Source organism: Sphaerochaeta pleomorpha str. Grapes, assembly GCF_000236685.1.
Taxonomy (GTDB): Bacteria; Spirochaetota; Spirochaetia; order Sphaerochaetales; family Sphaerochaetaceae; genus Sphaerochaeta; species Sphaerochaeta pleomorpha.
On record NC_016633.1, the window covers coordinates 2,116,528 to 2,130,048 of the forward strand.

At 45.9% G+C, this 13,521-nt stretch carries 13 protein-coding genes; 10 read left to right on the forward strand and 3 right to left on the reverse strand.

Annotation, left to right across the window (positions count from 1 at the left end):
• Positions 1–22: 22 nt before the first annotated feature.
• The gene (dnaA, locus tag SPIGRAPES_RS09545; protein ID WP_014270558.1) at positions 23–1,441 is read right to left on the reverse strand and encodes a chromosomal replication initiator protein DnaA; all 1,419 of its coding nucleotides are present in this window, start codon (positions 1,439–1,441) and stop codon (positions 23–25) included.
• Positions 1,442–1,640: 199 nt separating this feature from the next.
• On the opposite strand from dnaA, the gene gyrB reads away from it, so the two are divergent.
• Both gyrB and gyrA read left to right on the forward strand, forming a co-directional pair.
• Positions 1,641–3,668, forward strand: a complete 2,028-nt coding sequence (gene gyrB / locus SPIGRAPES_RS09550) for a DNA topoisomerase (ATP-hydrolyzing) subunit B (protein ID WP_014270559.1) — start codon at positions 1,641–1,643, stop codon at positions 3,666–3,668.
• Between the two features lie 65 nt (positions 3,669–3,733).
• On the forward strand, positions 3,734–6,214 hold the full coding sequence (gyrA, locus tag SPIGRAPES_RS09555) for a DNA topoisomerase (ATP-hydrolyzing) subunit A (RefSeq protein ID WP_050805810.1): 2,481 nt from the start codon (positions 3,734–3,736) through the stop codon (positions 6,212–6,214).
• Positions 6,215–6,537: 323 nt separating this feature from the next.
• Here gyrA and SPIGRAPES_RS09560 read toward each other — a convergent pair whose 3' ends face one another.
• Positions 6,538–6,765 (reverse strand): NifU family protein, encoded by a 228-nt coding sequence (locus SPIGRAPES_RS09560; protein ID WP_014270561.1) that lies wholly within the window; start codon positions 6,763–6,765, stop codon positions 6,538–6,540.
• A gap of 105 nt (positions 6,766–6,870) precedes the next feature.
• Between SPIGRAPES_RS09560 and SPIGRAPES_RS09565 the strand changes: the two genes are divergently transcribed.
• The 8 genes from SPIGRAPES_RS09565 to SPIGRAPES_RS17455 are packed head-to-tail and all read left to right on the forward strand — an operon-like array spanning position 6,871 to position 12,177.
• A complete protein-coding gene (locus SPIGRAPES_RS09565) occupies positions 6,871–7,641 on the forward strand; it encodes a ParA family protein (protein WP_014270562.1) in 771 nt (256 codons plus the stop codon).
• Positions 7,622–8,584 (forward strand): ParB/RepB/Spo0J family partition protein, encoded by a 963-nt coding sequence (locus SPIGRAPES_RS09570; protein ID WP_014270563.1) that lies wholly within the window; start codon positions 7,622–7,624, stop codon positions 8,582–8,584. The genes SPIGRAPES_RS09565 and SPIGRAPES_RS09570 overlap by 20 nt, the downstream gene beginning before the upstream one ends.
• Before the next feature lie 16 nt (positions 8,585–8,600).
• On the forward strand, positions 8,601–9,551 hold the full coding sequence (bamJ, locus tag SPIGRAPES_RS09575; RefSeq protein ID WP_014270564.1) for a BamJ family beta-barrel-assembly machinery protein: 951 nt from the start codon (positions 8,601–8,603) through the stop codon (positions 9,549–9,551).
• A 25-nt stretch (positions 9,552–9,576) separates the two neighbouring features.
• Entirely contained in the window at positions 9,577–10,938 is a 1,362-nt protein-coding gene (radA, locus tag SPIGRAPES_RS09580) for a DNA repair protein RadA (protein WP_014270565.1), read from the forward strand.
• A complete protein-coding gene (locus SPIGRAPES_RS09585; RefSeq protein ID WP_041384582.1) occupies positions 10,935–11,144 on the forward strand; it encodes a hypothetical protein in 210 nt (69 codons plus the stop codon). The genes radA and SPIGRAPES_RS09585 overlap by 4 nt, the downstream gene beginning before the upstream one ends.
• Positions 11,145–11,158: 14 nt before the next feature.
• A complete protein-coding gene (locus tag SPIGRAPES_RS09590) occupies positions 11,159–11,548 on the forward strand; it encodes a hypothetical protein (protein WP_155816701.1) in 390 nt (129 codons plus the stop codon).
• Positions 11,549–11,576: 28 nt separating this feature from the next.
• Positions 11,577–11,945, forward strand: a complete 369-nt coding sequence (locus tag SPIGRAPES_RS17450) for a GGDEF domain-containing protein (protein WP_041384584.1) — start codon at positions 11,577–11,579, stop codon at positions 11,943–11,945.
• Positions 11,946–11,967: 22 nt separating this feature from the next.
• Positions 11,968–12,177 (forward strand): diguanylate cyclase domain-containing protein, encoded by a 210-nt coding sequence (locus tag SPIGRAPES_RS17455; protein ID WP_041384586.1) that lies wholly within the window; start codon positions 11,968–11,970, stop codon positions 12,175–12,177.
• Between the two features lie 88 nt (positions 12,178–12,265).
• Here the strand turns inward: SPIGRAPES_RS17455 and SPIGRAPES_RS09605 are convergent, their stop codons facing one another.
• Positions 12,266–13,459 (reverse strand): TraB/GumN family protein, encoded by a 1,194-nt coding sequence (locus SPIGRAPES_RS09605; RefSeq protein WP_014270566.1) that lies wholly within the window; start codon positions 13,457–13,459, stop codon positions 12,266–12,268.
• Between the last annotated feature and the right edge of the window lie 62 nt (positions 13,460–13,521).

A 13,521-nucleotide genomic window follows, 5' to 3' on the forward strand; every position in this document is an offset into this window, starting at 1 on the left:
TCCATAGGTTATCCACAGGAAATTACTTCTTACTATTTGTTAAGTCCCTCTTTAATTTCTGGATGGTATTGCTGAAGGCTTCATCACCTTTCATCAATGATACGATACGAGCAAAAGCATGCATGACTGTGGTGTGATCCCGTCCCCCGAACTCGGTTCCTATCTCGGTTGTAGAGAATTCAGTAATGTCCCTGGAGAGATACATTGCAATCTGTCTCGGCTGTATAAGGGACTTGTTTTTCTTCTTTCCCTTGATCTCGAAAGAGCTGACATTGAAGTATTCTCCGACCACTTTGATTATGGTGTCTATCGAGAGCGCTTGGTTCCCGTTCGCTGCAATGGAAGGAAGGGTGCCCAGTAATTCTTTGGCTTTTTCCAAGGAAAGATCCTGGTCGAGTAGTTCGCTGTAGGCAATGAGCTTCGTAAGCGAGGACTCGAGATCCCTTACATTTGTACATACGTTCACGGCAATGTAATTGAGAATATCCTCACTCATCGCACTGGCTCTCTTTTTTGTCTTGCTTTTCAAAATAGCCATTCTTGTCTCATAATTCGGTGGCTGCAAGTCTACATTGAGACCTCTTTCGAACCTTGAGCTGAGTCGGTCTGTAATGTTTTTCAATTCGCTGATAGGTCTATCACACGTGAAAACCATTTGCTTTTTCGACTCGTAGAGATTGTTGAACGTATGGAAAAGTTCCTCCTGGGTGCTGTCTTTTCCCTGGAGAAAATGTATGTCGTCTATGAGCAAAACGTCGACTTTTCTGAATTTGTTTTTGAATCCCTGGGTCCTCTGGGCCCCAATGGATTCAATGAATTCATTAGTAAACATTTCGGCGGTGACATACATGACTTTCAATTCCGGGGTATTATCGATGATATAATTCCCAATTGAATTGAGTAGGTGGGTTTTTCCCATGCCTACCCCCCCGTAGATGAGACAAGGGTTGTAGCTGACCCCAGGGTTTTTTGCAATTGCCAGGCTGGCATTGTAGGCAAACGTACTGTTGTCACCGATTACGAAATTTGAAAACTCATAGGAAGGGTTGAGGTTGCAATCGGTTTTCATTTTCAAATTTTTTTCAACCGAGATTTTTTGTTTCGGAATCTGTATTACAGGGGCTTCCTGTCTTGGTGCTTTTTCTCCGGGGTCTTGCTTTTTCCTTTCTTCAATTTCCACCCGGGACTTTACGATGAAATCGACACTGACTTCCTCACCGGTCAATTCGCTGAGCGTATTGACGATCAGATCCCTGTACCGTGAGATTACCGTATCGAGAATAAATTGGCTTGCACCGGCTAAAATGACCTTCCTGTCATCTGACCCGATGTAGACGATACGATTAAACCAGGTCGTATATTCCTGTTCCGGAAGAGTCTCTTTTATACGTGAGGCTGTCTCTTGCCAGAATTCAAAATAGTTGCTTTTTGAATCAGTCATGGGACCATTTTACTCTCAAGGTCAACACCTTGCAATACTAGATTGGCTACCTTGTGAAAACGATTATTAAATATATATATTATAACTAATTAAAAATGGATGTTTATTTTATGGTCCTATTGCAAAACCCTCCTTTTTCTGGTATGATTGATAAGAATCGGCGTAAGCCTTTTTTTATTATTGCATAAGGATATAACGAATGAGTGAAGGGAGCTTTGCCAACGAATCTTTCCAGCCGCCTCTGCACCACAGTGCTGTGAGCGCGGATGGTTCTCCAAATACCTATTCAGCCGGGAGCATTCAAGTCCTCAAGGGGCTTGAAGCTGTTCGAAAGAGACCCGGAATGTATATTGGGTCGACTGGCATCGATGGGCTGCACCACCTTGTTTATGAAGTGGTAGATAACAGTATCGATGAAGCTATGGCCGGTTATTGTACGGATATCCAGGTTTTTCTCGATTTGAACGAACAGGGCAAGGAAGTTTGCACTGTTGAAGATAACGGTCGTGGAATTCCCGTAGAAATGCACCCGACGGAAAATAAAAGTTCTTTGGAAATTGCATTGACCCAACTGCATGCGGGAGGCAAATTCGATAAGAATTCCTACAAGGTTTCGGGTGGTCTCCATGGTGTCGGTGTTTCCTGTGTCAACGCCTTGTCCGATTGGATGGAAGTCCTCGTTTACCGTAATGATGCAGTTTTCAGCCAGGTGTATAGCAAGGGGATTCCCCAGCACGAAGTGAAAAAAATTGGCGATTCCGACCGAACCGGTACCGTCGTGAGGTTTTCCCCTGATTACACAATCATGGAACCGAATTCCTTCAGCTATGAAGTGCTGGTAAATCGCTTCAGGGAGCTTTCTTTCCTGAATAAGGGCATTACCATTGCCATCACAGACCGCAGGGGGCCCTCGCTTAAAGTCCAGAGTTTCCATTCCGAAGGTGGAATAAGTCATTTTGTCAGTTATCTGAACGAATTCAAGAAAGTCTTGGTCGACCCTCCGATTTCTATCGAGGGGGAGAAAGAAAACATCAGGGTTGAGATTGCCTTGCAATACAACGACAAATATGATGAAAAAGTACTTTCGTATGTAAACAACATCAATACCCGTGAAGGTGGTACCCACCTTTCCGGATTCAGAAGTGGTCTTGCCAGGGTTATCAATACCCAGTTGCAGAAAAATGTCAAATTGCTAAAGAAATACGGGGAGAAACTTGAACAGAGTGATATTTCCGAGGGACTGACCGCAGTTGTCTCGGTAAAGATCCCTGAACCACAATTTGAAGGCCAGACCAAGATGAAGCTCGGAAATTCCTCGGTTGCCGGACTTGTCCAATCTTTGGTCTATGAGAAGCTCGGCAATTACTTTGATGAGTTTCCTTCTTCTGCAGAGGTTATCCTTGAAAAGATAATCGGGGCTGCCCTCGGGCGCGTTGCTGCCCGTAAGGCCAGGGAACAGATCAGGAAAAAGAACGAAGGTGGCGGGCTTCCCGGAAAGCTTGCTGACTGCTCGGAGAAAGACCCTGCCAAGTGTGAGGTCTTCATCGTGGAAGGTGACTCAGCAGGCGGTTCTGCAAAACAAGGTCGTGACCGTAAGTTCCAGGCTATCCTCGCCCTTTGGGGAAAAATGCTCAATGTCGAAAAAGCCCAGGAATATAAGGTCCTCGGAAATGATAAGCTCCAACCGGTTATCGCCACTATCGGAGCCGGGTTGACCAGATATAACAATATGGCAGGTGATGGTGAAAATTCCATTACGTTTGACATTACGAAAGTCAGGTACCATAAAGTAATTATCATGGCTGATGCTGATGTTGACGGTTCCCATATCAGGACCTTGCTTCTGACCTTCTTTTTCAGGTATATGCGGCCGCTTATTGAGGCTGGGTATGTCTACTTTGCAATGCCGCCGCTCTATAAGATAACCTTTGGGAAGCGTGTAGAATATGCCTATGACGAAGAAGCCCGGGTCAGGATTTTGGCAGAAAACAACGTTACCGATTCTTCTAAGGTTCCCATCCAGCGTTACAAAGGTCTCGGTGAAATGAACCCTGAACAGTTATGGGAGACAACCATGAACCCCGATACTCGCAGGATCAGCAAGATTCACCTTGAGGATGCCGAGGAGGCAGACAGGGTTTTCTCCATGCTGATGGGTGAAGAAGTTGAGCCCCGTAGGGCTTTCATTGACGCTAATGCCGTTTATGTGTCGAATCTGGATGTATAGGAAAGGATAGTACCGTGGAAGAACCAAACGAAAGCAGAATAATTACGGTAGACGTATCGAACGAGATGCGTACTTCGTATCTAAACTATGCTATGTCCGTAATAGTGAGCCGTGCTTTGCCTGATGTTCGTGACGGCTTGAAGCCTGTTCACAGAAGAATTCTCTTTGATATGTATGAAATGGGCCTCAGGGCGAACACCAGTTACAAGAAGTGTGCCCGTATCGTAGGTGACGTTTTAGGTAAGTATCACCCGCATGGTGATGCTTCGGTCTATGACGCCCTTGTGCGCCTTGCCCAGGATTTTTCCCTCAGGTACCCAGTGGTAAACCCCCAGGGGAACTTCGGTTCCATCGACGGCGACCCTGCAGCAGCAATGCGATATACCGAAGCCAAGATGAGTAGGATTGGCGAGGAGATGATGTTCGACATACAGAAAGAAACTGTCGATTTTGGGCCCAACTATGATGACTCCCTCCAAGAGCCCACAGTGTTGCCTGCATCCTTTCCTTTCCTGCTGGCAAACGGAAGCAGTGGTATTGCAGTCGGCATGGCCACCAATATGGCTCCCCACAATCTGCAGGAGATCTGTGACGCAATCTGTGCAGTCATTGAGAATCCGGATATCACCATTGATGAATTGATGGAATATATTAAAGGCCCTGACTTCCCTTCGGGGGCAATTATCTGTGGCATGAAAGGGATCAAGGATGCCTTCACCACCGGTAGAGGTAAGATTGTCATGCGTTCCTGTTATGAGATCGAAACCCACGACAGGGGACATGACCAGCTGGTGTTTACCGAGATTCCGTATCAGGTAAACAAGGCCGACCTTGTCAAGAAAATCGACGACTTGCGAAAAGATGGGGCAATCCCCTCCATTTCGACGGTCCGCGACGAATCTGACCGCAAGGGTATCCGCATTGTCATTGAGTTGAAGATGGGGTCCGAACCTATGGTCACGCTCAACCAGCTTTTCGCCAGAACGGCCTTGCAGACCAATTTCAACGTAAACAGCCTTGCCTTGGTAGATGGGAGACCCCGGTTGCTCACACTCAAGGAAATGCTTGTTTACTATATTCGCCATAGGGAAGAGGTTGTCACCAGGCGTGCCAGATATGATCTGAGAAAAGCCCAGGAACGGGCCCATATTCTCAGAGGGTTGAAGATCGGCCTGGATAATATCGATGAAGTAATCAGGATTATCAAAGAATCCAATGACAATACTGTTGCCGCTGAACATTTAATGGGTCGCTTTGGCCTCGATTTGTTGCAGGCGCAGGCGATAATCGATATGAAACTGGGAAGGCTTTCCCATCTTGAGACATCAAAAATCCTTGAGGAGTTGGGAGATCTCGAACAGAAGATTGCCTATTACCAGGATTTGCTTTCCGATGAGAAAAAAATTCTCAAGGTTGTGGAATCAGAGACCAGGGCAATGCCCGGCAGCCTTGCACCGAAAGACCACAGGCTTACGAAAATCCTGCGGGAGGAAATCGGACAGAGCACCCTTGAGGATTTCATCAAGGACGAGGAAGTTGTTGTCTTGATAAGCAACAAAGGTTTTGCCAAGAGAATCCCTTCTGAGGAATATGAAGCCCATGGGCGTGCCGGCAAGGGGACGAGGACTACAAAGCTTCAGGATGGAGATTTTGTAGACCATATGTTTGTTGCCTCGACCCATGAGTATGTCATGTTCGTCACTAATGCGGGCAAGGCTTACTATACCAAGGTGTTCGAGATTCCTGAGGCTTCGAAGACAGCCAAGGGAACCAGTATCAAAAATATTCTCCAGGTGGATACCACTGAGAAAATCACTTCGATTATCAGTTTCAAGGAATTCAGCGAAGACACCTATCTTATGATGGCTACCCGCCATGGGGTTATCAAGAAAGTATCTTTGAATAATTTCCGCAATGCAAAGACAAGGGGAATCATTGCCCTGAATCTTGATGAGGGTGATGAGCTCTTGCAGTGTGAGTTTGTCCAGGAAGGCGATGAGGTTATGCTGATCACCAAGAATGGCCAGGGGCTTCGGTTCTCCCAGAGTGATGTAAGGGCCATGGGGCGCGCATCTCACGGAGTCAGAGGCATAAGGCTGCTGGGCAAGGATGAGGTTGCTGGGCTTTTGAAAGTCGATTTTAACAAGCGGATTCTGATGGTTACCGAAAATGGCCAGGGAAAGCAAGTCACCTTTGACAGTTTCTCTGTACATGGGCGTGGGACACAGGGTCAGAAAATCTATCGCATCGGTGGAAAAGCATCCTGTATCGTCGGAGCTTTGGCAGTCAATGATGAAAACGATGTAGTATGTGTGACTCTGATGGGACAGACACTGAGGATTCATGTCAACCACATTTCCATCCAGGGAAGGAATGCCAGCGGCGTGAAAGTCGTAACGATGAAATCTGCAAAGGATTGTATCGTCGCAATTGCATCGACTTCCGGGGAAGATGATGATAACCCTGAGGATGTAGAAAAGGCCTTCGAGACTGATTCCATTCCAGGTGTTGTAGAGGAAATTGATTCCACTCCAGAAACCGAATAAAAGGTTTTTCAAGACAAGTAATGGCCATCCGGGATTATTCCGGATGGTTTTTTATACGATTTTCAAGTAAGAAAATCTCACATTAATCTGTATTGATGTATAGAAACACCAGTTAAAAACATGCATCTGGAGCTTTCAAATGAGGTTTTTCAGGGATAAAGGAAATCTTTGAAATGTTTGGCGAAAAACCAACCAGAATGAGATAGGGGAGCTTTTTCAGAACCTTTTGAGAAGTGTTTCCATGAGTCTGCAAGGACAAAAAAAATACGTTTCACGTGAAACAGTACTCTCCGTGAAACGTAAAGATAAAACAACAGATAGATCTAAAGATCAGTATTGTTGACAACCGTAAGTTTGGGGTCGACGAAGTTTCTGAGATATCGTTCAACACCGTTTTTCAAGGTCATCTGGGACATCGGGCAGCCTGCGCATGCGCCTTTCAGACGGACCGTAACGTCATTGCCGACCAAGCTGATGAATTCAATATCGCCTCCGTCATTCTGCAAAGAGGGTCTGATATCCTCTATTGCCTTTTTGACTTTTTCTTCCATAACTTTCCTCCATAGGGTAATTTGAAGATACAATAGAGAGACTTAAGGGTCAAGGAGTAAACCTTTTTAGGTGACAATTGCTTTTGTTTTCCGTATAGTAGATATATGAGTGTGAAGAAGATCATATTCCTTAATCAGAAAGGCGGTGTGGGGAAAACCACAACAGCAGTAAACCTTGGCTCATCATTGGCTCAAATGGGAAACAAAGTCCTTTTGGTTGACCTGGACGCGCAAGGAAATCTCACTAGCGCAGTCTCGGGAGACAATAGGATAAACGGAACCTATGAGGTAATCGTGGGACAATGTCCTGCTACGGAGGCTTGCCAGAAGACCTCAATACAGAATTTGTATGTCATGGGTGCAAATATCAATATGGCAGGCTTGAATATCGAACTGGTTGACCAGGAAATGAGGGAGTCTTTTCTTAAGAAGGCTTTAGCCCCCCTTGAGGATCAATGGGACTATATCCTTGCGGATTGCCCCCCTTCCCTCGGACTGGTGACCATGAATGCAATGTGTTGGGCCCAATATGTGATAATCCCCATGCAGTGTGAATATTTTGCCATGGAAGGCCTGAACCTCTTGATGAGGACAATTTCGAATATCAAAAAGTCTCTCAATCCTTCACTCCAGGTTCTTGGAATACTCTTTACCATGTATGTCAAACGTACAAAGCTTGCAAATGATGTAGTCGAGGATATATCCTCATATTTCAGCTCACTGGTATTTTCTACCCTGATCCCCCGTAATGTAAGGATTGCCGAAGCCCCTTCCCATGGTCTTCCGATAAACGTATACGATATGCAATGCAGCGGGGCAAAGGCATACCAGAAACTGGCCCAGGAGGTTGTAAAACGTGTCGCAAAATTTGAATAAAAAACATGGGCTTGGAAAAGGCATCGGATCTCTTATGACAGATTACACCTTTGATTCTGTCCTGGAGAATGCCTTGGGGGTCTTTCCGGAAAAAAGTAATGAAACCTCCGACCCAAAGGATAAGATCTTCCAGGAGATTCCCTTGGCGCAGATACGGCCAAACCCCCGTCAACCCAGAAAGGATTTCAATGATTCCAGTCTCAAGGAATTGTCGGAGTCGATAAAGAGTCAGGGGGTTCTCCAGCCGATTCTCGTGGAGGAGATTTCCCCAGGCGAATACAGTATCGTGGCAGGTGAGAGAAGGTACCGTGCCTCAAAGCTGGCAGGTCTTGAAAAAGTCCCTGTCCTGGTGAAGACCTTTTCTGACATGCAGAGACTTGAAGTCTCGCTTATCGAGAATATCCAGAGGGAAAACCTCAATCCAGTAGAAGAAGCGAAGGCCTATGCCTATCTCATCCAGGAAGCTGGGATAACCCAAGATGAACTGGCAAAGAGACTGGGAAAGAATCGTTCTACGATCAGCAATAGCATACGGCTCCTACAGCTCTCCTCCCCTATGCAGAATGATTTGCTTACTGGAAAATTCTCTGCCGGGCAGGCTAGGGCACTGCTCTCTGTGGTGAATCCAGCAGACCGGGAAATCCTGTACAGGACTGTCCTTGAGAAGGATCTTTCCGTACGGGCCACTGAACAACTGGCTACGCAGTTTAACAAAGGAAAGCGTGTAGCTTTCCAGAATAAGAAAAAACGATTAAAAAAATCCTTGGAAAAATCAAGGGAAATTGTTACTGTCGAAGACAAGTTTTTGCATGCCTTCGGATCTCAAGTAGAAGTAAAAGGTTCGCTGGAAAAGGGCAAGATTGAAATACCCTACACAAGCAGCGAAGAATTGGAAAGGCTTTATCAGTTGCTGGCACCTGGTCAGGACTTATTTGAAGTATAATTATTAGGAGAAATTCATGGAAAAGAAAGAACTCGCAGACGGGCTCTATGCCGTTATGCATACTGCTAAGGGAGATATCCTCCTTTCACTCGAGTATAAGAAAACCCCGATGACCGTAGCAAATTTCATCGGGCTTACCGAAGGGACGCTGAATATCAACAATGAAGGGAAGCCCTTCTATAACGGACTTACCTTCCACCGGGTGATCGAAAACTTCATGATCCAGGGTGGTTGTCCAAAAGGTAACGGGACCGGTGGTCCGGGATATACGTTCCCAGATGAATTTGACGATTCCTTGAAACATGTTGCCCCTGGTTGTTTGTCCATGGCCAATGCAGGGCCTGGAACCAACGGGAGTCAATTTTTCATCACGCATGTCGCTACCCCTTGGCTTGATGGAAAACACACAATCTTCGGGCATGTCTTGGAAGGTCAGGATATTGTCAATGCAATTGCACAGGGCGACAAGCTCACTTCCGTAGAGATTCTCAAAGTCGGAAGCGAGGCTGAAGCCTTCGAAGTTTCACGTGAAACATTCTCCAAGCACGTTGCTGCTGCAGAGGAAAAGGCAAAGGAACGGGAAAAGAAAGAATCCTCCAAAATCGAGAATGAACTTAAGAACCGTTGGCCTGATGCAATCGTAACCGAAAGTGGTCTTCGGTATGTGGTTACCTGCAAAGGTACCGGAACGAAAAACCCAAAGAGAGGGCAGACCGTTACCGTTCACTACACAGGAACCTTGCTCGATGGAAGGGTTTTCGATAGTTCTGTCCGTAGGGGTACCCCGGCCCAATTCTCCATCGGAGAGGTAATCGAAGGATGGAATGAGGCATTGGTTACCATGACTGCTGGAGAAAAGAGAACATTGATTATCCCTCCTCAGCTTGGATATGGGACCATGGGGTATCCTGGTGTAATTCCCCCCAATTCCTATCTTGTATTTGATGTTGAGTTGATAAAGTTCTAAAATCTTTTATTAAAAGGATATATCTGTGAAAGACAGGGCCGTGCAGTTTGTATGTACAGAGTGTGGTAGAATTGAGACGAAGTGGCTTGGACGTTGTCCCGACTGCGGAAGCTGGAATTCTTTTGAAGAAGAGATTGCCGCCCCTCCCCTGCCGAAGGCGGGGAAGTCAGTGGTTATCAACACCAATGAAAGCCCTGTCTTTCTCAAGGATATTGCTATAGACCCTGGTTTTCGATTTGAAACCGGTATCTCCGAGCTAGATCGTGTCCTGGGAGGAGGAGTCATGCGTGGCTCCTCTATCCTGCTGGGGGGAGAACCGGGAATCGGCAAATCAACATTGATGCTTCAGATGATTGAGAAGTGTTCGTTTGGTCGTACCGTATTGTACGTCTCCGGGGAGGAATCACCTTCCCAGGTTAAGCTAAGGGCTGAAAGATTGGGGCTCTCCCTTTCCAACATAGCAATCTTTTGTGATACCCGGATAGAAATCCTTGCCACAATCCTTGAAAAAACAAAGCCAGATGTCGTTGTCGTCGATTCCCTCCAGACTCTTAGTAGCAACGAAGTCTCGTCCCCAGCCGGATCTGTGAACCAGATCAGATGCTGCTCCACGGAACTCGTAGGACTTTCAAAGCGATTAGGAATTTCCCTTTTTCTCATCGGCCATGTTACCAAGGAAGGCCTTCTTGCTGGACCAAAGGTTATTGAGCATTTGGTCGATACCGTGCTGTACTTTGATCAGGCAGGGAGTGGGGTCAGGTTGATCAGGGCGGCAAAGAACCGCTTTGGGTCAATCGATGAAATCGGAATTTTCCATATGTCTGAAAAAGGCCTGCTAGCGGTAACCAACCCGACTTCCTTTTTCATAACAGACAGGGAAGGTCAGAGCACCCCCCCCGGAATCGTCTATACCGCGGTAATAGAGGGTACCCGTACCTTCCTTGTAGAAATCCAGGCATTGACGGTTCCTGCCAAGAGTGGTTTTTCCCGGGTCTACTCAGACAGGATAGATAACGCCAGGGTAACCAGAATCGCTGCAGTGCTTGAAAGACATGCAGGTATCCGTCTCAATGACCAAGATATATATGTGAATGTAGCAGGAGGGATGAAACTCAATGAAGTTTCCATTGAACTACCCCTTGCTCTCGCCCTCTGGTCTGCCTTGATGGGTGTTAGTCTCCCTTCCAAACTCATTTCCTTCGGTGAACTAAGTCTATCAGGCGAAGTGCGGAATGTAGGTTTTTCCGAAAAAAGGGAGAAAGCTGCAGCAGAGCTTGGGTTTTCCAAGGTCTTGGTTCCGAAAACAACAAAATTGAACGGAACTCTAGCTATCTGCCGGTGTGAGAGTGTAAAAGAAGCACTTTTTGTTTGTGGGAAAATGGTGTGAACTATTCAAAGAGGGAATGGAACATCTTTTTTTTCAATCTCTTGATTTTTTCGCTATGTTTTTCAATGGCAATTGTCTTTGTGAGCAGGGAACGAAAAATAGATTTACAGAACGAAGCCACCCTTGCCCTTCTCGTTGAAGAATACGGGGGGATTTCCCATCTCTGGAAAAAATCAGTGAAAGACTTCTCAACTACGATTCGATAATCTCCCTTGTGTTGGTGGATAAAGAGGGCACGATGATTTCCTATGCTTCCCCTACGGGAGAAGTCGGCGATAACGATTTGTCAGGTTCTGATACAGAATTGGAGAGCCATATCAAAACCATGCAGGGGACTTCTTCTGTCTTATCCCTTGAAGGGGGGGAGATCGTAATTGTAGGAAAACAACCAATTGTAATCGGTGATTCTGAATTCTGGGGCAATGCATGCATCGTCTTGAAACTTTCAGCAGTACTGCTAGACTCTGATTTGCAACTATATACTGAACGGGGTTTCGATTACCGACTGAGTGTAGAATTGGGTGAGATCAATGGGGTTTCTTTGGTTTCGCAATCAACAGACAGGGCTTTGAAAAATGCCCTTGAAATAGGATTTGACTTGTTGTCTTAATCATTGGAACCTTGAAATCAGGCCAGTCATGGGCTGGGTTGTAAAACAGAACCTGTTTCTTCAGTCCTTGGTTTCGTTTCTGCTCAGTATCCTGTCTTCTTTTGCAATCACCTCTTCGATACATTGGAAATCTCAAAGGGAAACTCTTCGTTCTGTTTCAAGGACTGATTATCTTACGGGAATCGAGAACAGGAGGATTTTGGAAGAAGAGTTGGCAAAAAGGATGAAGAGAAAAGATAACGCTTTCATTTATTGCTTTGTCGACATGGATAACTTCAAGGAAATAAATGATAGCTATGGTCATCTGAGCGGAGATGAAATCTTACAACAAACCACTAAACGAATACTTTCAAAACTCGACTCCGGAGATTTTCTGGCAAGGGTCGGGGGGCGATGAGTTTGTGGTCCTACTGGAACATATGGATACGTTCCAGGGTACGCTTGATAAAATTCTGGATGAGGCCAGGCAATCTTATATAGTGGATGGTATGGTCATCCGTGCCTCGTTGAGTATTGGTTGGGCGGTTTTTCCAAAGGATGCAAAGTCTCTTGCCAGTCTCTCGAAAAAAGCAGATGAAATGATGTACTCCATGAAAAAGAAACATAAACAGGAACAAGAGGATTTGTAACAAATTTGCCAAATCCATAAACAGATACTGCCAGAAGGTTTTGACTTCTGGCAGTATCTGACTGTAAGCTAATTGGAACCCTGAATCATTATCCGAGCATACTTAAAAGGATTGGGAAGACCACGACATTACCCACTGTTGCGAAGATACTTGTCAGAAGGAATACCAGTAAGATATGGAGAACCCTGTTCTTGTACCAGCCCTTGAGCTTCAAGGCATCGTCGGAAAGTGTCTCGAAATCCTTTACCTTTGGTTTTCTCAGAGTGGCTTCCATGAGTCCGCTTACCATACCGATCCCGATTGCCGGATGCAAACTTGCCAAGGGTGCGGTTACGATACTTACCAATATGTTCAAGGGATGGGCGAGCGAGAGGATAGCCCCCAAAGCAGTAAACGACATGTTTGTTGCAAGCCAGTAGCCAAACATCTTTATCCCCTGGTCCTGCCCAAACTGGAAAAAACCATACAGAAGAATGCCCACGATAAAGGCGGGAAAAGCCCAGGAAAGAATTTTTCCTGCCTTACCTGCAGGAGGAATCTCGGTAATCTCCGAAAGGTCGGCAGAGAGTTGTTTGTCCTCAAGCTTCTGCATGCAGGATATTATTCCGTTCTGGTGTCCAGCCCCGATTACTGCAAGGATCTTTGTTCCCGGTGCCTGATAGATGCTTGTGGCAAGGTACCTGTCCCGTTCGTCGATCAAGACTGTCTTGACAGCAGGTAGCTCCTTGGCCATTTCGTCGAGCATCCCTTGCATAACATCTGATTTTTTCAGTTCTTCAAGCTCAGCTTCAGAGATTTCTTCCTTGCTGAAAACAGCAGAGATGATGGTAGCTATCAATTTGGCCTTGTTCCAGAGGTTCGATTTTCTCCAGGCGCGCTTAAAGGTAATTTGGATTTCCCTGTCACAGAGGCTATAGGGGATTTCCTTCTCTTTTGCAATCCGGGCTGCACCGAGAATCTCTTCGCCCGGGGCGCTTCCCGATTGGTTTCCCATTCTTTTTTGGAAAGAGGCGAGGGCCATATTTGTGATAAGGAGAAACCCCTTTTTTTCCTTAAGGACTTTTTTGATGTCCATGTTGGACCAAGAGCCCTCATCTTCCTTATTTTTGAAACGACCATCGTCTAGCTCGAGACAAATATGATCGGGCTTTTCGCTGTCTATATAAGAGGCAACCTCGTTTACACTTTCTTTGGAAACGTGCGCGGTGCCAACCAGAAGTATCTGCCGCCCGTCTTTGAAATTCAGACGGTGGATAGTATCACTCAGTTTTTCATTTGTCATGTTGTAAACTATACCCAAGGATTCGGGTTGAAACAAGTGAATTTGACACGTTGCAAGTATTC